This window comes from Paenibacillus sp. SRL342 (assembly GCF_984798905.1).
The window spans coordinates 1953763-1974403 of the sequence record NZ_OZ481790.1 but is presented as its reverse complement, the minus strand read 5'-3'; the positions used below and the strand labels follow the sequence as shown (position 1 = coordinate 1974403).

General features: G+C 46.7%; 20 protein-coding genes and 1 riboswitch. Of the genes, 5 read left to right on the top strand and 15 right to left on the bottom strand.

Going from position 1 to position 20641, the window contains the following annotated elements:
* Nucleotides 1-194 precede the first annotated feature (194 nt).
* The 3 genes from AC4E8D_RS09065 to AC4E8D_RS09055 all read left to right on the top strand — a co-directional run bounded on the left by AC4E8D_RS09065 (nt 195) and on the right by AC4E8D_RS09055 (nt 2951).
* Nucleotides 195-689: a cation:proton antiporter regulatory subunit gene (locus AC4E8D_RS09065; protein WP_036610059.1), complete on the top strand. Its 495-nt coding sequence runs from the start codon at nt 195-197 to the stop codon at nt 687-689.
* A gap of 4 nt (nt 690-693) precedes the next feature.
* Complete coding sequence (locus tag AC4E8D_RS09060) at nt 694-1932, top strand: cation:proton antiporter (protein WP_091014701.1); 1239 nt, start codon at nt 694-696, stop codon at nt 1930-1932.
* Between the two features lie 113 nt (nt 1933-2045).
* Nucleotides 2046-2951 carry a YitT family protein gene (locus tag AC4E8D_RS09055; RefSeq protein ID WP_490206107.1) on the top strand — a complete coding sequence of 302 codons (906 nt, stop codon included), beginning with the start codon at nt 2046-2048 and terminating at the stop codon, nt 2949-2951.
* A 316-nt stretch (nt 2952-3267) separates the two neighbouring features.
* Here the strand turns inward: AC4E8D_RS09055 and AC4E8D_RS09050 are convergent, their stop codons facing one another.
* From AC4E8D_RS09050 to metA, 6 genes are all read right to left on the bottom strand, one after another.
* Nucleotides 3268-4281 carry a zinc-binding alcohol dehydrogenase family protein gene (locus AC4E8D_RS09050; RefSeq protein ID WP_490206106.1) on the bottom strand — a complete coding sequence of 338 codons (1014 nt, stop codon included), beginning with the start codon at nt 4279-4281 and terminating at the stop codon, nt 3268-3270.
* Nucleotides 4278-5255, bottom strand: a complete 978-nt coding sequence (locus AC4E8D_RS09045; protein WP_490206105.1) for an aldo/keto reductase — start codon at nt 5253-5255, stop codon at nt 4278-4280. Before AC4E8D_RS09045 ends, AC4E8D_RS09050 begins: the two co-directional genes overlap by 4 nt.
* 231 nt (nt 5256-5486) lie before the next feature.
* Nucleotides 5487-6623: a cyclic dehypoxanthinyl futalosine synthase gene (mqnC, locus tag AC4E8D_RS09040; RefSeq protein WP_074096829.1), complete on the bottom strand. Its 1137-nt coding sequence runs from the start codon at nt 6621-6623 to the stop codon at nt 5487-5489.
* A gap of 241 nt (nt 6624-6864) precedes the next feature.
* Entirely contained in the window at nt 6865-8037 is a 1173-nt protein-coding gene (locus AC4E8D_RS09035; RefSeq protein ID WP_490206104.1) for a trans-sulfuration enzyme family protein, read from the bottom strand.
* Entirely contained in the window at nt 8034-9221 is a 1188-nt protein-coding gene (locus AC4E8D_RS09030; protein WP_076327044.1) for a PLP-dependent transferase, read from the bottom strand. The genes AC4E8D_RS09035 and AC4E8D_RS09030 overlap by 4 nt, the downstream gene beginning before the upstream one ends.
* 24 nt (nt 9222-9245) lie before the next feature.
* Nucleotides 9246-10163, bottom strand: a complete 918-nt coding sequence (gene metA / locus AC4E8D_RS09025; RefSeq protein WP_237176215.1) for a homoserine O-acetyltransferase MetA — start codon at nt 10161-10163, stop codon at nt 9246-9248.
* A gap of 236 nt (nt 10164-10399) precedes the next feature.
* Nucleotides 10400-10523, bottom strand: a riboswitch (SAM riboswitch).
* A gap of 451 nt (nt 10524-10974) precedes the next feature.
* Here metA and corA point away from each other — a divergent pair.
* A complete protein-coding gene (gene corA / locus AC4E8D_RS09020) occupies nt 10975-11910 on the top strand; it encodes a magnesium/cobalt transporter CorA (protein WP_062833460.1) in 936 nt (311 codons plus the stop codon).
* Nucleotides 11911-11980: 70 nt separating this feature from the next.
* On the opposite strand, the gene AC4E8D_RS09015 is transcribed toward corA, so the two are convergent.
* The 8 genes from AC4E8D_RS09015 to AC4E8D_RS08980 form a co-directional block, all read right to left on the bottom strand.
* Nucleotides 11981-12982, bottom strand: a complete 1002-nt coding sequence (locus AC4E8D_RS09015) for an HRDC domain-containing protein (protein WP_221822967.1) — start codon at nt 12980-12982, stop codon at nt 11981-11983.
* A gap of 177 nt (nt 12983-13159) precedes the next feature.
* Nucleotides 13160-14038: an ROK family protein gene (locus AC4E8D_RS09010; protein ID WP_215076947.1), complete on the bottom strand. Its 879-nt coding sequence runs from the start codon at nt 14036-14038 to the stop codon at nt 13160-13162.
* Nucleotides 14039-14111: 73 nt separating this feature from the next.
* Nucleotides 14112-14798, bottom strand: coding sequence for an MOSC domain-containing protein (locus tag AC4E8D_RS09005; RefSeq protein WP_490206103.1), 687 nt, complete (start codon nt 14796-14798; stop codon nt 14112-14114).
* Nucleotides 14799-14829: 31 nt separating this feature from the next.
* Nucleotides 14830-15936, bottom strand: a complete 1107-nt coding sequence (locus AC4E8D_RS09000) for a phosphodiester glycosidase family protein (RefSeq protein ID WP_152417041.1) — start codon at nt 15934-15936, stop codon at nt 14830-14832.
* A gap of 5 nt (nt 15937-15941) precedes the next feature.
* Nucleotides 15942-16835 carry a 5'-3' exonuclease gene (locus AC4E8D_RS08995; protein WP_017689620.1) on the bottom strand — a complete coding sequence of 298 codons (894 nt, stop codon included), beginning with the start codon at nt 16833-16835 and terminating at the stop codon, nt 15942-15944.
* A gap of 138 nt (nt 16836-16973) precedes the next feature.
* A complete protein-coding gene (locus tag AC4E8D_RS08990; RefSeq protein WP_221822951.1) occupies nt 16974-17339 on the bottom strand; it encodes an arsenate reductase family protein in 366 nt (121 codons plus the stop codon).
* A gap of 353 nt (nt 17340-17692) precedes the next feature.
* Complete coding sequence (locus AC4E8D_RS08985; RefSeq protein ID WP_490206102.1) at nt 17693-18676, bottom strand: RluA family pseudouridine synthase; 984 nt, start codon at nt 18674-18676, stop codon at nt 17693-17695.
* On the bottom strand, nt 18673-19248 hold the full coding sequence (locus AC4E8D_RS08980) for a cob(I)yrinic acid a,c-diamide adenosyltransferase (RefSeq protein WP_036610088.1): 576 nt from the start codon (nt 19246-19248) through the stop codon (nt 18673-18675). Before AC4E8D_RS08980 ends, AC4E8D_RS08985 begins: the two co-directional genes overlap by 4 nt.
* Before the next feature lie 149 nt (nt 19249-19397).
* On the opposite strand from AC4E8D_RS08980, the gene AC4E8D_RS08975 reads away from it, so the two are divergent.
* Nucleotides 19398-20009, top strand: a complete 612-nt coding sequence (locus tag AC4E8D_RS08975) for a DedA family protein (protein WP_074094303.1) — start codon at nt 19398-19400, stop codon at nt 20007-20009.
* Between the two features lie 85 nt (nt 20010-20094).
* On the opposite strand, the gene AC4E8D_RS08970 is transcribed toward AC4E8D_RS08975, so the two are convergent.
* Nucleotides 20095-20637 (bottom strand): bifunctional adenosylcobinamide kinase/adenosylcobinamide-phosphate guanylyltransferase, encoded by a 543-nt coding sequence (locus AC4E8D_RS08970; RefSeq protein WP_076209196.1) that lies wholly within the window; start codon nt 20635-20637, stop codon nt 20095-20097.
* Nucleotides 20638-20641: the final 4 nt, after the last annotated feature.

Here is a 20641-nt window from a genome sequence, read left to right as displayed (position 1 = left end):
GATAAACCAATGTTATGACTGTACCTATTTTTGTTGTACCCACACCGACAAATTCAAATCATATGGCTGTGTCAGGAATTTCTGGCTCTGTTTACCCGCATCTTTTGATGTTCCTTTGAGCAGCAGATTAATCATTTTCGGGAAATAAGCCTGTCTTCTGTGGCCAGCCCCTAATTATAAGGAGGCAACAATCCATGGATGTACGTGAAACAGACTTGCCGGGAATTGGCAAAAAATTTCAAATTGAAACAAGTAGCGGTGATAAAATTGTCATTATTATTCACGATGACGGTCGCCGGGAAATGTACCACTTCGAGTATGATGATCCCGATCAAAGCATCTCGATGATCACACTTGACGATTACGAAGCACGACAGATTGCTGCTATTGTTGGCGGATTAACTTACAAACCAAAGCAGCTTGAAAATATTGAAGTAACGTTTGACGACCTGATTATCGAGTGGTACAAAATCGAACCATCCTTCGGAAGTATCGGTAAATCCATCGGTGAATTGGACGTACGTCAAAACTCTGGGGCAACGGTTATCGCCGTTGTAGAGAAAAATCACAAAAAACATATCAGCCCAGGTCCGGAGGTAGTTATCAGTGCAGAATCCACGGTGGTAGCCGTTGGCGAACGCAATCAGCAGAAACTGTTTAAATCCCTCCTCCTGACTGGAAGGGGGTAAATAGATGGATCATTTGATATTTGAAGTAGGTCTGGCCCTTGTGCTCATTGCGGCAGCCGGCCTTTTATCGGCAAAACTAAGATTTTCGGTTGTTCCATTTTATATTCTGATCGGGATGGCCGTTGGGCCACATGCCATGAAAATCTGGCATCTGGACTTCCGCTTTATTGAAAGTCAGCCTTTTATTGAATTCATGGGTCGGATCGGTATCCTGTTCCTTCTCTTCTACCTTGGACTTGAATTCTCGGTAGGTCGTTTAATTAAATCGGGTCGCTCTATTGCAGTTGGCGGCTCGATCTACATCGGCATTAACTTTACGCTGGGATTAATATTCGGTTTTGTTTCCGGTTTCCCAGTTGCAGAAGCACTTATTATCGCAGGTATAACTACCATCTCTTCCAGTGCCATTGTGGCCAAGGTACTCGTCGATTTGAAACGAACAGCCAACCCGGAAACAGAGATGATATTGGGTATTATTATGTTCGAAGATGTATTCCTCGCTGTATATATCTCGATCTTGTCCGGACTTGTGCTTAGTGATTCATCCTCCATCGGAGGCGTCATCATGTCCGCACTTATTGCCCTCGGATTCATGCTTATCGTGATTATCCTTGGACGCAAAGCAACACCACTACTAAACAAATTGCTTAAAATTCGATCAAATGAGCTATTCTCTCTCGTTGTATTTGGAGCCTTGTTCCTGGTAGCCGGTTTCTCTGAAACCATTCATGTTGCCGAAGCGATTGGTGCATTACTGGTTGGTTTGGTGCTTGCTGAAACAGAACACGCGAAGCGGATTGAGCACTTGATTCTACCGTTCCGTGACTTCTTCGGAGCAATCTTCTTCTTCAGCTTTGGATTGTCCATCGATCCGTTGTCCTTGGGTGGCGAAGCCGTATGGTTAGCTCTGATTGCAGTTGTTATTACATTGTTCGGTAACTTCCTGGCCGGTATGTTGGCTGGACGCAGTGCAGGGCTATCGCCTAAAGCATCGGCAAATATTGGATTAACCATTGTCTCACGAGGTGAGTTTTCCATCATCTTGGCCAACATGGGTAAAGCCGGTGGACTGTTGCCAATGATTCAACCATTTGCCGCGCTGTATGTCCTAATTCTGGCCATTCTGGGTCCTTTATTAACCAAAGAGTCCAAACATGTATTCCGTTTATTGGATAAAATATTCAAGTTCAAAGATCCTCGGAAAAAGAAAGAAGAACCAAAGGTCCTACAGAAAGAAGGATAATTCCTATGTCTGTACAGAACAGACATACTAACGTACTTCGCGGCTCTTACGCCGATCTTTCTGTGACTAACCCAGGGAGAATGGCTCGAAAGCCGCACTAAGGAGGATGACCTATGAAAGCACCTCTGATATCGGCTAATCCGGTGCCAAACACCGTCAAGACCAGGATATCGTCTACCCGCCGCTGGTTAAACCTGTTTCTCGTTATTGCGGGCGGAATTCTGGCCTCCGTGGGACTTGAATTGTTCTTACACCCCAATAAGATTATTATTGGAGGCATTACCGGCATTTCCTCACTCTTCGCCCACTGGACCGAAATGAGGATTGGATTGTTCCTATTTTTATTCAATGTTCCGTTTATATTTCTGTCTTACAAGATTGTGCAGAAGAAATTTGTACTGGTTACTGTTCTGGGTCTGGTTGTCTTTTCGATCGGTGCCATTGTGCTTCATCCCATGCCGCCACTTGTAGAGCATCCGCTGGCTGCCGCCATGTTTGGCGGATTATGCCTCGGACTCGGAATTGGGCTCGTCGTGCGGTATGGTGGGACACTGGATACGCTGGAAATCGGTGATCCGTCTTCCCGCCCACCTGAACGTGTATTTAGCGGAAAACGGATGCTTATCGAAAAAATAATCATGCTGCTTAACTTGTTGATACTGACAGCCGCTGGTGTTGTCTTTGGCTGGGACCAAGCGATGTATTCCGTAATCGCCTACCTTATTGCTTATGAAATGGTGTACATTGCGTTCAGGGGCTTTTCTTCCAAACGAAAAGTATGCATATTGACCACACAAAGCTCTCAAGTTGAAAAAGCTGTACGCAAACGGCTGCGCCGTGAACCTGGAACGCTGGAAGCCACTTCTGACTCAACACAACTCGCGAGGACGGAAGGATGGATCAGGCAAATCCCGGGTGCACTTTATTATGAGGTACATGTGCTGGAGATGATCTGGTTGAAGTCCATTGTACGTCACATTGATCCACATGCGGGCATTGTAACGAATTCGGAAAAATAATAGCTCATGTAAGTTGAACTAATGATATTTACACTGACACTACGATGACAGAACAACCTTCCAATCGCTGTTATCCCCAGATTTTTTCTATTCCCTTTTCTCAAGGGAAAAATCCGGGGATAGCGTATGCTTTCGGAGCAGCTTTCTTTCAGAAAGCTTTCAGGCGAACGCTTCGCTTTTTCAGGTTTTTTCTGTCCTCTTCGTTATCGTGTAATTTTAATTCAACTTACAAAAAACGCTCTCTTCCCCTATGGATGGACAGTATTGTCCACCAAGGTCAGAGAGCGTTTTTTTCTGTTATTATAATTAATTGTTATTATAGTTCAACGATGGCTTTGACTACATGGGAATCTGGCAATAACCATTGGTCTATTGCCGTAGGTAACTCATCAAATTCCACTCGGTGTGTGATATACCCATCCATGCTTATTTTCTTTTGGCGCAGGGTTGACAGGACTTGTTCAAAATCTTCACGGGTTGCGTTTCGACTACCCAGGATACTCATCTCCCGCTTGTGAAACTCAGGATCATGAAAAGTAATATCTGCTTTCACTAGTCCTACAAAAATGAGTTGACCACTATGCGCAACATATTGAATGGCCTCATTCATGGAATTCACGTTACCTGTTGCATCGAAGACAGCCGTAGCATAGTCGCCTCCCGTGATTTCAGCCACATGCTGCACAGAATGTTCATTCGCCTGAACCAAGTCATCCGCTCCAGCCCAAGTCCGGCTAAGCTCCAGCCTGTCCAGATTACGATCAACGGCAATAACACGTGCTCCCGCCTGTTTGGCAAATGCCATCACACCCAAGCCAATGGGGCCAGCTCCAATCACAACCACATGCTCCCCAGGCTTGATTCCCGCTCTTCTGACGGCATGGGCTCCAATGCTTAATGGTTCTACCATTGCCGTCTCATCCACCGTCAAACCTTCTGCTGAGAGCAGATGTGAGACAGGCACGCTGATTCTTTCTCTCATGCCTCCGTCTACGTGCACACCCATGACTTGCATGGACGCACAACAATTGGTTTTTCCATTGCGACATGCAATACAGTGACCGCAATGCAGATACGGAATAATACTTACCTGATCCCCAGGCTGTAACCCAGCCTCGTTCGGACCGATTTCTTCAATAACAGCCGCCAGTTCATGACCCAGAACACGAGGATAGGTAAAGAATGGCTGGTTGCCTTTGTACGCATGCAGATCCGTTCCACAGATCCCAATCCGCCGAATGGCAACCAACGCCTCTCCTTCTGCTCGTTCTGGTTGAGGCAGCTCCTGGAGCTTCAATTGATCTATTCCTTCACATACAATGGCTCTCATCGTTGTTCCCCCTTGGATGCTTCTGCTGCCGTGTTGCTTGGCTTCGTATTATATTCAGGTCGTCCGCTTGACCAAGTCTCGTTATGCAATGGAGCCAGAATGCGCAGCACTTCATCCAGCAGGTTCTGATCTATCGGTTCCTCTATCCAGGCTGCATTATTGAGGATATTGCGCTGGCTGGCACTGCTCACCAGTGTTGTCGGAATTCGTTCATTCGACGTGGAGAATTGCACGGCCAGCTTGGCAATGTCACTGCCTTGTTCTGCACAGAAGCGGGCAGCCTTCAGGCAGAGCTGTTTCACCCGATCATCTGCCGGATGCCAGGCAGGAGCCCCTCGGGTACTCAACAAGCCCATAGAAAGAGGCGAAGCATTGACAAGGCCAATTTCTTTTTTTTCCAACAGGGGTAATAACGTTAATAATGAGGTATCATTCAATGAATAATGACAATACGAGATGATCGCATCCGCATCGATCTGTGGCAGAACCTTCTCGAACAACGGCAAGGGTAATCCACAAATGCCCGCATGTCGTATAATTCCCTGCTCTTTCAGACGCAGCAACGTTGGAAAAGCTTCTTCGATAATAATCTCTGCTGGCACAAATTCAATATCATGCAGGAACAGAATGTCGATATAGTCTGTATGCAGTCGATCCAGGCTCTCTTGCACGCTATTCAGAATCCGCTGACGTGAAAAGTCAAACTCATTTTCCCCATACCGTCCGGCTTTGGTTGATAATATATATGAACTGCGGGGCAAGCTGCGGATGGCTTCACCCAACACTGTCTCCGCCTTTGTCAGCCCGTAATAAGGCGAAACGTCTATGTAATTCATCCCCGCATCTACAGCCGCATGTACAGTGCGAATCCCTTCGTCCCGGTCAATGTCACGAAATACAGAACCGAGTGAGGATGCTCCAAAGCTCAATACAGGTACGTTCAGTTCCGTCTTGCCAAGTATTCTTCTCTTCATCGGTTTACCCCTTCCAGCATGTCTGACTACACAAGTTCCCTTTCATTGTAACAGTTCAATTTCAATATAAAATATCGCCAATTGCCTAACATGTACTGTTTGATGACCTCGAACCGCAGAAGAAATCAAAAAAGCCCGCCGTCTCTCCAAACGGAGTAGTCAGCGGGCTTGGCTTCATCAATACTAATCTACCGATCAGCATTTATGGGAGTAGTATTCAAATAATCAGGATTAGTTCTGCATTACGAAATCTTCATGCACGGCATTCTCTTCATCGAACATGCGTACGATGTCGTAACGGGTGTTACGCTGAGCCGGAATATAACCGGACTCTCGAATCAAACGCAGAATGGATTCAATGTTAACTTTGTAAGTTGCACCAGCAGCAGATACAACGTTCTCTTCAATCATGGTGCTACCGAAGTCATTACAGCCAAATTCAAGGGACTTCTTACCGATCTCAGGACCCATCGTTACCCAAGAGGACTGAATGTTCTTGATATTATCCAGCACCAGTCGGCTGATGGCAACAGTCTTCAAGTACTCTTCTGGCGTCTGACGCTCCAGTTTGAGATTTGTATTATCCGGTTGGAACGTCCACGGAATGAACGCCAGGAAACCTTCGGAATCATACTTGTTCGCAATACATTCGTCCTGAGCTTCACGTACACGGAGCAAGTGTAATGCACGCTCTTCCATCGATTCACCAAGTCCGATAACCATCGTTGCCGTGGTGTTCATACCGATGCGGTGTGCAGTTTGCATAACGTCCATCCAATCCCGCCATGAACCTTTCAAACGGCTGATCTTCCGACGTGTGCGGTCATCCAGAATTTCAGCGCCGCCGCCAGGCAAGGAATCCAGTCCAGCTTCGTGAATGGCACGAACAACTTCTTCCAATGTAAGGCCATCGGATACTTCAACCATTTTCATAATCTCCGCTGGGGAGAAAGAGTGCATCGTGATGTTTGGGAAACGCTCTTTGATGGCTTTCAACAGGTCTGTATAATAGCTGAAAGGCAAGTTTGGATTCGTTCCACCTTGCATCAAAATTTCGGTACCATTCACATCTTCCGTTTCCTGAATCTTCTGGAAAATAACTTCGTCCGGAAGTACATAACCTTCATCCGATCCAGGTCTGCGGTAAAAAGCACAAAAACGGCAGTACACATCACACACGTTCGTGTAGTTGACGTTACGCCCGATTACAAATGTTCTGTATGGTTCAGGGTGCATGCGTTTCATAATGACATTAGCAGCAGCCCCGATTTTGTCCACTTCGTTGGATTCAAATAGCTGAATCGTGTCTTCCAAGTCCAAACGTTCGCCCCGAAGGGCTTTATCTAAGATACGGTCTACCGTACTCATCGTAAAAAAGCCTCCCTCATGAAGAGAAATTATATAACGATCCGTCCCAACTTGTTCAAGAGAAGCAAGTTCTGGTGGCAACATCGTATTTCTGTACTCCACATATCGTAACACAGGTTACATGTGAAAAAAAGCACCTTATGTACAGGTGCTTTAAAAATAAGTAAAAATTTTTACATATGGAAAAGAATTATTTCAAACTTAAGTGATACGCATCGGCTTATTCGGTCATCCAGTTTTGCTAGGATTCCTGAAGTGCTTGTTCCAAATCTACAATCAGATCTTCGATATCTTCCAGACCTACAGAGAAGCGCAGCAACCCATCTGTAATGCCACGGTCACGGCGAACCTCAGCCGGCATTGCAGCGTGAGACATCATCGCTGGGTAGGACAGAATACTCTCCACAGCTCCCAAGCTTACAGCAACAATGGGGAGCTTCACCCGGTTAAGAACTGCTTTTGCACGATCACCTGAACCGACATCAAATGAAACGACAGCTCCATATCCTGTGGACTGGCGCTCATGTGCCTCACGGCCCGGATGATCCTCCAGTCCAGGATAAAAGACAGCGGTAATATCACTGCGCTTATTAAGCCATGCCGCCAGTTTGGCTGTGCTCCGTTCACTATGAGCCATGCGAGCTCCCAGGGTTTTCATCCCGCGCATCAGAAGCCAGGATTCTTGTGCCCCGAGTACAGTTCCAAGTCCATTTTGCAACTGTTTTAATTGTACGCCAAGTGATTCCGTGCGAGCAACGGCTAACCCTGCCAGTACATCACTGTGACCTCCGAGAAACTTCGTAGCACTATGTACGACGATGTCCACACCAAGCTCAATTGGACGCTGATAGTACGGTGTCATAAAGGTGTTATCCAGAATCGTGATCAGGTCATGTTCCTTTGACCAGTCAGTTACAGCAGCGATATCCGTAATTCGCAGTGTAGGGTTGGACGGTGTCTCCATATAAACTGCCTTGGTGTTTGGCTTGAGTGCCGCTTTTACTTCATCTATATTGGTCATGTCTACAAAGGTTGTCTCAATCTGCATACGGCTTAATATGGAAGTAAGCAAACGATACGTACCTCCATATACGTCTTCCGTTACAATCATGTGATCCCCTGCGGAGAACATCATGAACACGCTTGATATCGCAGCCATTCCCGAAGAATAGGCAAAGCCTCGTGCGCCGCCCTCCAGCAATGTGATGTAATCTTCCAATGCCTGACGTGTCGGATTACCCGAACGACTGTAATCATGTTGAGGCGGATTGAAGATATCAAAATGATGGAAGGTTGATGCTTGATAGATCGGTACACTGGAGGCTCCAGTCGTTTTGTCAATTTCATCGCCAAAATGCAGCAATTTGGTATCAAATTTCAACTCAGAATTGGGCTTGTTGTTGGACTCACTCATGAGTGCACGCCTCCTTCCACTTCCTGTTGTGCAGCTGTCAGAGCATTGCCGAGATCTGCAATCAGATCATCTGCATGTTCAATGCCTACGGAGAACCGGAGCAGACGGTCATCCACACCTACGGCTTCACGAATCTCAAGCGGAATATCCGCATGAGTCTGTACTGCCGGATAAGTCATGAGTGATTCAACTCCGCCGAGACTTTCGGCAAAAGCAATGAGTTTGATATGACGCAGCAACGGTTCAACATAACGTGCATCCTTCACTTTGAAAGAGAAGATACCTGTGTTACCCGTGGATTGTTTGTTCTGTATCTCATACCCCGGATGATCGGATAGGCCTGGATGGTACACTTCAACCACCGCTGGGTGCTCAAGCAAGTATTTAGCAATCGTAAGTGCATTGTGCTCATGACGCTCCATGCGAAGAGCCAGCGTTTTCATACCTTTCATCAACTGGTAGGAGTCACTTGGAGATAATACTGCTCCAATGGAATTATGCAGGAACGCCATCTCTGCAGATAACGCCTCACCTTTGGTAATAATTAGTCCGGCGAGCACATCATTGTGTCCGCCCAGATATTTGGTAGCGCTATGAATGATGATATCGGCACCCAGCTCAATCGGACGTTGGAAAAATGGAGTCAGCAACGTGTTGTCAACAATGGTCAACAGGTTGTAACTTTTCGCCCAGGAAGCCACGGCTTCCACATCGGTGATCATCATCAGTGGATTGGTTGGTGTCTCAATAAATACAGCTTTTGTATTTGGCTGACGAACCTTCTCCAGTGCTGCAAGGTCATTCGTGTCCACATAACTAGCAGTTACGCCGAAACGGGACAGAATACGTTCCAGCAGACGATAGGTTCCACCGTACAGATCCAGCGATACAATCAGATGATCCCCTTGACCAAACATGGCAAAGATCGTTTGCAGCGCGGCCATTCCCGAGCTACAGGCAAACCCTGCATCACCGGACTCCAGCGCTGCGGCGGCTTCTTCCAATACTTTACGGGTTGGATTAGTCGTACGAATATAATCAAACCCCGTGCTTTGTCCAAGCTTCGGGTGGCGAAACGCAGTGGATTGATAGATCGGAAAGTTAATGGCGCCTGTTACCGGTTCATTGATGGACCCAATTTGTGCTAAGCGGCTTTCGATTTTCAACTTGTTGTTGTCTTCCATTGCTGCATCCTCCTGTAATCTCGATTAGATTTGCGGGCCAATATCGTAAGGTGTTTCTTGATACACATAGTAATTGAGCCAGTTAGAGAATAATAAGTTGGCATGAGCGCGCCAAGTAGCCGGTGGCACACGGGAAGGGTCGTCATTCGGATAATAATGCCTAGGCAATGCGATATCCAAACCTTTGGCTGCATCCCGGTCATACTCCCACTTTAATGAGAACGGGTCATACTCGGCATGTCCTGTGGCAAAAATCTGTTTGCCGTCTTTGGTAGCAACCAGGAAGATCCCCGCTTCCTCGGATTCAGCCAAAATCTCTAAATTCTCATTCTTTTCAATATCTTCGCGTCTCACTTCCGTATGACGGGAATGTGGAACGTTGAATACTTCATCGAACCCACGCAACAACGGAACATGTGGTTTATTGATGGTATGTGGGAAAACCCCAAAACACTTTTCTTCTAGTGCAACCTTGGGTACGTCAAAATGATGGTATAAACCTGCCTGGGAAGCCCAACATATGTGGAGGGTTGAAGTCACATTGGTTTTGGTCCATTCGAAGATCTCCTGGATTTCATTCCAATAGTTCACGTCTTCGAAATCCATCTGTTCCACCGGGGCACCCGTAATGATCATTCCATCGAAACGGCGGTGCTCAATCTCATCAAAGGTTTTATAGAACAGATCCAAATACTCCTGAGACGTATTCTTCGACGTATGGGATTTGGGATGTACGAGAACGACATCCACCTGAATAGGCGTGTTTCCCACCAGACGAAGCAATTGTGTTTCGGTCGTTTCCTTTGTGGGCATCAGGTTTAATATAGCGATACGGAGTGGACGAATATCCTGCTGATATGCAGAAGTTTCATCCATGACGAAGATATTCTCTCCTTCAAGTACTTCTTTTGCTGGTAGAGTATCGGGTATTTTGATTGGCATAGTAAATCTAACTCCTCCTTGTGCATAGATAGATGCAGCCACCCCTGGCTTGATGTCTTCACATCAATACAGTTATAGACTGCCTTGAGCTTGTAAAAACATTGAATTGCTCTTTCATCCAACGTTACAAACAACCACAAGTTCCTTAGCGAAAATCACTGCTGAGAAGTCGGGGCATATAACAAAGACCTTCCTCGGATTTCGAGAAAGGTCATATGTAAAAAAGATATGCGCCTCTCTCATCTCTCAGTTACAACAGTGCCACTTGACACTTAGTCGCTGCAAGAATTAGCACCGTGCGGTATACCGCCGGTTGCCGGGTTTCATCGGGCCAGTCCCTCCACCTACTCTTGATAAGATTTCGCTGTATTAGATTGTAATTAAATATGGTTCACCGTCTACTTTATTACATTAATGCCCTCACGTCAAGATGCAGTTCGATGTCTGCTTCCCAGATCGGAACCGTTCATCATCCATTGTCATACACTGCCTCAGGGCGCGAAATAGACACATTTTTGCGCTTGAAAGCACCTTGTACCAGCGGTATACTAAACAAGGTGTTATAAACCCTTATGTGAGAGGTGACATATTAAATGGATGGCGACCCGAGGCCTGACTGGCAGCCGAATTCCGACAAACTGCATAGAGAATTGACATCAGCATGCCGGCAGCGGGACGTGACTTCCGTTTGAGTATATAGTGAACGCAGCCCTGATCTCCAGGCTCCGCTGCCGACCGGCTGATTTGTTCTTTTTGCGCCCATAATGATAATATCCGCCAAGTTGGCGGGTGCAGAAGGAGTAGATTAACGATGAAAATCCGGTTGGTAAACAACGGTGTATTTATTCCGGTGGACGACATTCAGCAGGCGCTGACTCCACCAGCGGAAGGATTTTACTGGATTGATGCGGACGTAGACGATTTGGCGGTACTTCAGCCGTTGTTCTTGATGCATGATCTGGCTGTGGAAGACTGTCTTAGTGACGAAGAACAACGTCCGAAGATTGAAATTTATGAGAACCATTATTTTATTGTGATTAATAGCATCCGTTTCGATGATGAAGAGATATTTCTACGTGCGGTCAACCTGTTTCTCGGCAGACATTTCATTATTAGTGTTACCAAGCAAAAGGTCAGCGAATTGCGCACACTGAAACCAATCCTGTGGGAACAGGAAATCAGTACACCAGATCGTCTGCTGTATTTGCTGGTTGACTTGATTGTTGATAATTATTTCACCGTAGGTGACCGAATCGAAGCACGGATCGAGAAGCTTGAGGAAGACATTCTGATGCACACCAAAAAGTCACATCTAAATGAGATTATCGGGCTGCGCAGTGAGATTCTGTGGCTGAAAAAAGTGCTTGGACCTCAGAAAGAGGTCATTAACACCCTGAACAAAAAAGATCTGCGTCTCATCGATGATCAACTGCAAAAATATTTCAGTGACATCTATGAGAATGCTGTAAAAATATCTGAAACCTTTGAGACTTATCGCGACCTGATGGGCAACTTGCGAGAAGCCTACCAATCCAGTATTGCGAACCGGGCGAATGAGATCATGCGTGTATTTACCGCTATTACCACGGTCTTCATGCCGCTGACGGTCATTACGGGTATATACGGCATGAACTTTACGAATATGCCAGAGCTTAACTGGAAATACAGCTATTTTGTTGTGATTGGCCTGATGGTTACCCTGGGCCTGAGCATGTTCTTCATTTTCCGCAAGAAAGACTGGGTATGAACTCATATGAAATAACAAAGACGAAGCGCTCCTCTGGGAGAAACGCCTCGTCTTTTTTCATTTCTGATCATTAACCAACATTCTTCTCTGTCTCTGCGTGCCGACGAAAGCGGATTCGAATCATGCGCAGTCTTTCATAGACCTGCTCCAGACTTCCTCCATCGGGTTTCTCTCCTCCATACACCTTATGTAATACTGGCTTCAGGAACGTATCTCCCAGCTCCTCATACGCACTCCATACGGCCTCTTGTTCGTTCTCTGGCATCACTGCCAGCTCCACATCAAGAAGACAATCGGTGTCATAACCTTCGAGATCCAGTGTCTCCAACAGCTCAATCAATTCGCGTCGGGATAATCCGGATCGATTAACAATCTCTTCTAACGTATATCCTTCCTTCATGCCTTCAAGCACCTGCTTGCGCGTGGTGAACTTATCCAGTTCCTGCTTGTACTTCTGCTCTCTCTGCTTGTATAACCAACTCTCATACTCTTCTTCCTTCAGCGCCGTATATACCCAGTCCAGCGGGAATGTCGTTGAACGCTCCAACCCGCTTGTAATCTCCATCCATTCCGTACCATACTCAGTCGCTTTGCTCTCTCCTACGCCCGGCAGTTGCATCAGTTCATCCAGCGATTGCGGAACAAAGGCACTGATCAAACGCAGCAGACGATTTGTTGCAACAAAATACGGTGCCTTCCGGTCAGAAACAGCTCTCTTCCTGCGCCATGTGCACAGATCCGTATATAATTGCTCATTGCCGTATAGTTCACTGTAGCAATGGAGCCGCTGACCACCATAACTGCGTGACTTCAGATCATCATTCTCATGAAATAACCCCTGCAACTGCGGTCGGTACCCCTCACTCATCTGTATGGCAAGCTGAAGACGGTAAATATGAAGCAGCTCCTCCCAAGAAGTCCCTTCATACCAGATGCTGTCCTCACGCTCTCCTTCCTCGTAACGACTCCATCCCAGTTGCCAACTATCTTCCTCTTCCCCAATCCATAGCTGTGCATACTCTGCATTCTGATCTGACATTTTGGACAATCTGTTCATGAAAATGACTTCCATTTTCTGTTCCCTCCCTTTAACATTTCAGCCTATACGGGTTAGTTACGCTACCTACAGGCAGCACAAAAAAACACCCCTCCTGCAAAATCCATGCAAGAGAGGTGCTTCCTCATTAACCGTACTATGCTGTTGCCCATATCATACCACAATGGTAAAATTCGTCAATCCCTTAATGACCTATTTATTCAATGCCAACTTGGCAAGCGCCAGCGAACCACACAGACCTGCATTGTCTCCAAGTCCTGGTGACACAACATACTGGTCAATGTCGGATTGAAGCGCCGGATGCTGAACGTACCCTGCCAGCAACTCCTGCAGTTTGCTACGCACCATCGGGAACAAATGCTCCTGCTTCATTACTCCGCCACCCATGACGATTTTCTGCGGAGAGAGAATCAGGACATAGTTCATCAGTGCGTGCGCCAGGTAATGCGCTTCGATCTCCCAAGCTTTATGATCTGCAGGCAATTCATAAGCCGGCTGCTCCCAACGTTTGTTAATGGCTGGTCCTGCTGCAAGACCTTCGAGGCAGTCACCATGATACGGACAGAAACCTTCGTATGTATCCTCCGGATGTTTGCGTACAATGATATGTCCCATCTCAGGATGTGACAATCCATGGACCATTTTACCACCAACCACAGCGCCAGCACCAATGCCTGTACCCACAGTGATATACAGACAGCTCTCAAGACCTTGTGCAGCGCCCCAAGTTGCTTCTCCAAGTGCCGCACCATTCACATCCGTATCAAATGTCATCGGCACATCAAAATGCTCCTTGAGCTTGCCAATCACGTTATACTGTCCCCAATGTGGTTTTGGTGTTGTTGTGATATAGCCATATGTTGGGCTTCCTTCAATCGGATCAATCGGACCGAATGAACCTACACCCAGAGCTTCAATGCCTTTGCCTTCAAAAAATGAAATCACTTGAGCCATGGTCTCTTCCGGTGTTGTTGTTGGAAAACTTACGCGTTCCAGAACTTCTCCGTTCTCTGTGCCAATACCACATACAAATTTGGTTCCGCCTGCTTCAATTGCGCCTAAGATCGTCATGTTAGTCACACTCCCAAGTTAGTTTAAAAAAGGAATTCGGATTACTTTACTTGATGACACAATAATTACCCTGCTACTTGTTCTCCAGCTTGGACAACCGTTTCATTAACGTCTGCCTCCAGCTGTCTGACAGCGCAGGTATGGCCAGTAACGCCTGAATATCTTCCATATCTTCTTTCCCCTGATGCATAATTCGATTGGCTTCAAGAACCGTCATGGATGAAGGATCGGTGCTGATTCGTCGAAATATCGGTGAAGGCCGAACCTCCCCTTCTTGCAGTACACGAAAGTAAAAGCCGGTATGTCCACTCTCCTGAAAATAAACAGGCAACTCCTTATAGTCATACCTCGCACCCAGTTTGAAGCAAGGTTGTCTGGGCTGACTGACCTGTACTGTGGCTTCGCCCAACTCGTACACATCACCAATCCGGACATCTTCTTCGGCACAACCTTCAACTGTCAGATTTTCTCCACAAGCTCCCCAGTTCAGCTTGCGATCCATCAGCTGTTCCAGCACCGTATAACGACTGTAATCGTATACACAAACGGCTTTGTCAGGGCCGCCATGATGCACCAGATCCGCCTGCGCGTCCCCTGTCATTCCAGTGAATGACAGGAAAACCGCGTCGGATACAGGATGTTTCACAATGCCGCTCAGCACTTCACGCTTCTGCCCAGGGAGCGGCTGCGGCAACCCTACATTAATGGCCAGAACAGCTGTATTACCCTCCCCTGGCTTTCGATCAGATGTGAGTGTCATTTGCGTCATACCTCCCATTAATCACTTTCTTTTAACGCACAGAGCCGCCAAATACCAGTGTATTACTCAAGAGCCGGCCTGGAGAAGTCAGCATTTTGCCCCCGGCATACATACCCGAGGAAGCACCGCCATCCAGATTCATGGCCTGTTTGGCACCAAGCTTCTGCATCACCGCTGCCCACTCCTTGATTGTTGCTCCGGAAACGGTAGCCAGCATAACAGAACCGTCCGCCATAATCGCAATACCACTTCTGGCTCCAGAAGCATTAAGAATCTTGGCATCCTTGAAACCTTCGCTCGTCGGATTGACAGCTACCTTACCGTCTTTTACCAGACGTGGTCCTGCCCCAACAGCAGTCACTACATCTTGCCAAGGGATCTCTTTGCCTGCTGCGTTCGTATACTTATAATTCATTTCTACAGTTGAACCAACGGTGAAACGATCCGAAGAAGACTTTTGGTTGCCTGTAAAGACCAGTACCGAGCCATTCTTAGGAATCGCTACATTTGTATTGGGCACTTTTTTGGTCACGATACCTTTCTCCATGACAACCGCAGTGCCACCTTTGAACCCGACTGTGGCACCTCGTTCAGGCGTATACAGCATTGTTATGCTCGCGTTCGCTGAAGGTGTTCGATTAATAAAGGTGGCATACCAACTGCGTGATTTACCTTTTGTATCCGTTACTTTACCTGTCAAACTCACCTGAAGTGAATCCATGATCGCTGAGCCGTCTTCCTTAAATCCGATGGATGTTCCGTATCTTCCAATATGTATGACCTTACCATTTGCTATTAACATACCGTATGGATCTGGTGCTCCGTTATATGCTTCAAAAAATGCTCCGTTAATGGCTGCTTGCGCACCATAGGCTTTCACAATCGATGGCAATGTTGCCGTCTGGCCAACTTGCTTCTTCGCGAGTCCCACGGTAACCGGTGTTCCCTTTGGAATCGAAACGGTCTGTACGGTAAAATTACGTCCTGCTGCTTTTACTTTCTGTACTTTGGTGCTAATTGCTGCTTTGGCATCCACTGTCTGTGGTGCACTTACTGCTCCCGAAAGAATTACGGGCAAGGCCAGGACGAGGGCCATAGCCCCTGTCCACCACTTTTTGCCTGTTCGTACGTTCTGCATGTTGCTCACCCTATTGCCACTCCCATCCAAGAGCCAAGGCTCTTCATCTCAAGTTGTTCAAACTTGTCCATCACCATATCCGGATCAAGACGCAATTCACAGATATCCAGCGCACAGGCAACCGGAACAGCACAATGAATCTCTGCCAGTTTGCGGGACAGATGAAGCATGTCCAGATCATTCTCAATCTTGTTACGCACCGAAGGGGTCAGTTTATCCATGTTGCTCAGAATCCCTTCAATGGAGCCGTATTCCTGTACAAGCTTCAACGCTGTTTTCTCACCAATTCCCCGCACTCCAGGATAATTGTCGCTGGCATCTCCCATCAGACCCTTCATGTCAATCACTTGACGAGGTGTCAGTTGTTTCTCAGCCATGAGCGTTTCAGGGTTGTACACCATGTAGTTGCCATGGCCTTTTTTCATAATAATGATACTTGTGCGATCATTGATCAGTTGCAACATGTCGTGGTCACCCGTCAGTACCATAACATTCATATCTGTCTCTTCGGTATAATACTTCGCAAGCGTCCCGATACAATCGTCGGCTTCGAATCCTTGTGCACCTATATTCGGAATACCCAGGCTATCCATGACTTCACGAATCAGAGCAAACTGGGGAATCAGGTCGTCCGGAGCTTCGGCCCGGTTGCCTTTGTAGGCTGCATATTCTTCACCGCGGAACGTCTTACCGCCCATATCCCAACAACATACGACATGACTTGGCCCAAAAGTCTGAACCGCATCCCAGAAATAACGGATAAATCCGTAGACTGCGTTGGTAGGCAATCCTGCCTTTGTACGTCTGATATATCCGCTTGCAGATGTCGCATAAAAAGCACGGAACAACACCGCCATACCGTCTACCAGCAACAAAGTAGGTTCATTACGTTGATTCACTTGAATTTGTTCTCTCCTATCTAAATCTAGCATATAAAATACGAAACTAATTCTATCATTATAGCATAGTTCCGCCAACCATCGTTCAGCCAAAAAAGCCCTGAATTTTGAACAATTCAAGGCTGACATTCAGCGCATTTATGCGTTATTCCATTCCTGCTCGTACGTTTCTTCCTTGAATCCAACCGTCACCTTTTCTCCATCTGTAACGATCGGACGTTTGATGAGACGACCATTGGAAGCCAACAAACGAATCTGTTCATCAGCGGACATGCCGGGAAGCTTGTCCTTCAGTTGTTGTTCTTTGTACACTTCCCCACTCGTATTAAAGAACTTTTTCACTTCGAGTCCGCTCTGTTGGATGAGTTCTGTTAGTTCAGATTCGGATGGCGGTGAGTCAAAAATAGGGATTAACTCCAGCTCATGTCCTTGAGCTTCAAGCCATTTTACAGCTTTGCGGCATGTGCCGCATTTGGCATATTGATATACTTTTAAGTTACTCATGGTATGTGTTCCTCCAAATGCTCCGGTATCGACTTCTCGCTTCCCTTGGTTTGCTTCGCAAATCCAAAAGTCGCTCCAAATCGATACCATCGCCATGTAATTTTACTGACTTTTGCGAATGAGATCAAAACACATTCGCTATATTTTTTGGATCAAGACCTTAAAACTTTAAGGACTAAAGAGTCTACAACCATAATGATTAGCCTACGGCATGTTGTTCAGGTGCATTAAGCCCCCTCACATGGAATAGCCCACCAGCGTTGACCTCAACCAAGGCTTGCCGTACAGAAAGCTACGACACCTACTACACAGAGGGCGTATCTAAGGAAATCTAAGAGCCGCGTCGCAGCTTCCTACAATTCTTCTCTGGAAGCTGCCTCATCATTCAAACGCTTCTCCAGCGCAGCCATATCTGCTGGAAAAGGAGCCTCGAACGTTATGCGTTCCTGTAGAATGGGATGTTCGAACGTCAGCTCACAGGCATGCAAGGCCTGGCGTTCGATCCAGCTGTCCCGTTCATCCCGAACAGCTAAGGTCTGCTCATCGATCTCGTGCACAGGTAGTGTCTTGTACATTCGATCACCGATTAATGGACAACCGATGGACGTCATATGTACCCTGATCTGATGGGTTCTGCCACTTTCCAACTTGAGGCTTATCGCACTGGCGCTGCCCCCTGACCAACGTGTTACGGTTGTGTATAACGTTCTTGCAGCGTAGCCATCAGGTGTTACGATTCGGCGGTGTGGCTCTTCAGGATCACGATCGATCGGTCCGTCCACCGACCCTTGTTCCGGGACAGGACTGCTGTGCACAAGTGCAATATATTTCTTATCCACTGTTCCAGCGATCATCTGTTCAGAGACGTGCTGATGCACATAAGGGTTCTTGGCTATTGCGAGCACACCGGACGTTTCCTGATCAAGTCGATGAATCGGTCTAAACCGAAAGCGCTCGCCCTTGGTTTTCCAGTAATGAACAACGCCATTTGCCAAAGTACCCGTGTAATGTCCATGTGTCGGATGAACGATGATGCCCGCATCCTTGTTAACAATAAGCAAGTGCTCATCTTCATACAGAACGGTAAATGGAATAGGTTCAGGCAAAATATCATCCGATTCCTCTTGCTCCATCCGAACTTCAACGACATCACCCGCAGCTACCTTGACGCTAATATAAACGCGCTCTCCATTTAACATGACACCTTGTTCAGTCAGCTTAATTTTAGACAAAAGCTTACGCGACACCAGCAGCCGCCGCTGAAGCACGGTCTTCAGCAGCCAGCCATCTTCTTGTTCGGTCACCGTGTAGACAATTGGCGAATAATACTGGCTCATTCTTTACGGCGGAATACTTTTTTGCTCCGCACATATTCAATATCCGCCACCTGTTGTCTCGCGTTGGCCGTCCGTGCAACCACGAAGAAATAATCAGACAGTCGGTTTAGATACCTCCGTACAGACGGATTAATATCTGTATGTTGTCCAAGTGTTACCGTTCGACGCTCTGCGCGACGACATACAGTACGGCACACATGAAGAGCAGAAGACAGCTGACTGCCACCAGGAATAATGAACCGTTCCACTTTTGGATTCTCTGCATCATACTGGTCAATCCATTGTTCCAGACGTGTGACCATCTCATCTCTCACCTTATATTTGGTTTCACTAATCTTCACAAAGGCCAGATCCGATCCACAATCAAACAGTTCCTGCTGAACTTCCAGCAGATGTTCACGCAGATCTTCAAATTCGCCTTGAGCAGAGTCAATAAGGCTGATCGCCTGGCCTACAAAACAGTTCAATTCATCAATCGTGCCATATGCCTCAACTCGGTCATCATCCTTGATGACGCGTCCACCGATGACCGAAGTCTGTCCTTCGTCACCTGTTCGTGTATATATGCCCATCGTTATCCCTCCAATTGGTAATATAATCATGAATACGAGAATGCCATTTTTTTCAGAAACCCGTCTATCGCTTTACACGTATATAAGAATTGGTGTGCTCTGCCGAGTATACGACAAATCGAAGCAAACCAAAAGTAAAGGAGACGATTATGCAAAACTGGATAACCGATTTCATGGAACAATACGGCTACATAGGCATTGCACTCATTATTGCTCTTGAGAACGTATTTCCCCCGATTCCATCCGAAATCATCCTGCCGTTTGGCGGATTCATGACCACCTATACCAGTCTCACTATTCCAGGAGTTATTATCGCCGCAACTATTGGCTCTGTCCTTGGTGCTGTGATCCTGTATGGTATTGGTCTACTCATTGACGTCGAACGCCTTGAGAAAATTGTGGAACGTTGGGGACATGTTCTGCGCATCAAAAAAGAGGATATTCACCGTGTCGATGCATGGTTTGACAAATATGGCATGTGGACCGTATTATTCTGCCGAATGGTTCCCCTCGTCCGTAGTCTTATCTCCATTCCCGCAGGCATGTCCAATATGAAATTTGGTTTATTCCTTCTCTTTACAACCATTGGTACATTGATCTGGAATGTCATTCTTGTCTGCGTTGGTGCTGCGCTTGGCGCATCATGGGAGAGCATTTTGCACTTTATGGACGTCTATTCCATTGTAGTGTACGTCATTCTGGCCATCATTGTCATCGGATGTATCATCTGGTGGATCAGACGTAGCAAAAAGCAGAAATAAAAAGGATAGCTCAATAAATAAAGCCTCCTCGCCACCAATTCGTGGTTAAGGAGGCTTCTTTATGTCACCCGTTTATGTCATCTCGCTATCGTTCATCTTCATTTCGCATGCCCTGACTTTTAAGATCGATAGCCAGACCAGATACCAGCATGTACATCTTTTCAGCATGTATCTGCAGCATCCGGTTCACCGAAGCCATTCTCGCTGTAAATATTCGTTCTTCCTCGGTAGGATGCAATGTACCATGCATTTCATTGGTAATCACAAGCAACTTCCCCTGATAAGACAATAAAGCATCAAGCAAAAGCTGTGTCTCTGAACGTTGATGATCCAGATCCTCTGTTGCCCTGAAACCGGCAGCCATCCAAGAGGTCAGACTGTCTACAATTACAATTCGCTGATCCGCCAAAAACAGATTGGATTCCCGATTAATCTGGGTGATCACCTCTGTCAGATGCTGACCGTTCCCGGCATGAATGGCACGATAATGAGCGGATGGCAATTCGGGAATAACGGGATCGTGATCACCAGTGGATAAATATACACCCTCCCGGCTAATTCCGGCTGCGTACTTGAGGGCAAACCGGGTTTTACCACTACCTATGCCGCCTGTGACCGTAATCAGCAATCCG

What these genes read in the sequence shown, in the direction of transcription:
- AC4E8D_RS09050 (WP_490206106.1), bottom strand. Translation starts at nt 4,281, where the DNA reads ATGAGAGCCATTGTATGTGAAGGAATAGATCAATTGAAGCTCCAGGAG.
- AC4E8D_RS09015 (WP_221822967.1), bottom strand. Translation starts at nt 12,982, where the DNA reads ATGGAAGTCATTTTCATGAACAGATTGTCCAAAATGTCAGATCAGAAT.
- metA (WP_237176215.1), bottom strand. Translation starts at nt 10,163, where the DNA reads ATGCCAATCAAAATACCCGATACTCTACCAGCAAAAGAAGTACTTGAA.
- AC4E8D_RS09030 (WP_076327044.1), bottom strand. Translation starts at nt 9,221, where the DNA reads ATGGAAGACAACAACAAGTTGAAAATCGAAAGCCGCTTAGCACAAATT.
- AC4E8D_RS09005 (WP_490206103.1), bottom strand. Translation starts at nt 14,798, where the DNA reads ATGACACTCACATCTGATCGAAAGCCAGGGGAGGGTAATACAGCTGTT.
- AC4E8D_RS08980 (WP_036610088.1), bottom strand. Translation starts at nt 19,248, where the DNA reads ATGGGCATATATACACGAACAGGTGACGAAGGACAGACTTCGGTCATC.
- AC4E8D_RS08990 (WP_221822951.1), bottom strand. Translation starts at nt 17,339, where the DNA reads ATGAGTAACTTAAAAGTATATCAATATGCCAAATGCGGCACATGCCGC.
- AC4E8D_RS09035 (WP_490206104.1), bottom strand. Translation starts at nt 8,037, where the DNA reads ATGAGTGAGTCCAACAACAAGCCCAATTCTGAGTTGAAATTTGATACC.
- AC4E8D_RS09000 (WP_152417041.1), bottom strand. Translation starts at nt 15,936, where the DNA reads ATGCAGAACGTACGAACAGGCAAAAAGTGGTGGACAGGGGCTATGGCC.
- corA (WP_062833460.1), top strand. Translation starts at nt 10,975, where the DNA reads ATGAAAATCCGGTTGGTAAACAACGGTGTATTTATTCCGGTGGACGAC.
- AC4E8D_RS09055 (WP_490206107.1), top strand. Translation starts at nt 2,046, where the DNA reads ATGAAAGCACCTCTGATATCGGCTAATCCGGTGCCAAACACCGTCAAG.
- AC4E8D_RS09060 (WP_091014701.1), top strand. Translation starts at nt 694, where the DNA reads ATGGATCATTTGATATTTGAAGTAGGTCTGGCCCTTGTGCTCATTGCG.
- mqnC (WP_074096829.1), bottom strand. Translation starts at nt 6,623, where the DNA reads ATGAGTACGGTAGACCGTATCTTAGATAAAGCCCTTCGGGGCGAACGT.
- AC4E8D_RS09045 (WP_490206105.1), bottom strand. Translation starts at nt 5,255, where the DNA reads ATGAAGAGAAGAATACTTGGCAAGACGGAACTGAACGTACCTGTATTG.
- AC4E8D_RS08975 (WP_074094303.1), top strand. Translation starts at nt 19,398, where the DNA reads ATGCAAAACTGGATAACCGATTTCATGGAACAATACGGCTACATAGGC.
- AC4E8D_RS09065 (WP_036610059.1), top strand. Translation starts at nt 195, where the DNA reads ATGGATGTACGTGAAACAGACTTGCCGGGAATTGGCAAAAAATTTCAA.
- AC4E8D_RS08985 (WP_490206102.1), bottom strand. Translation starts at nt 18,676, where the DNA reads ATGAGCCAGTATTATTCGCCAATTGTCTACACGGTGACCGAACAAGAA.
- AC4E8D_RS09010 (WP_215076947.1), bottom strand. Translation starts at nt 14,038, where the DNA reads ATGACGATCTTAGGCGCAATTGAAGCAGGCGGAACCAAATTTGTATGT.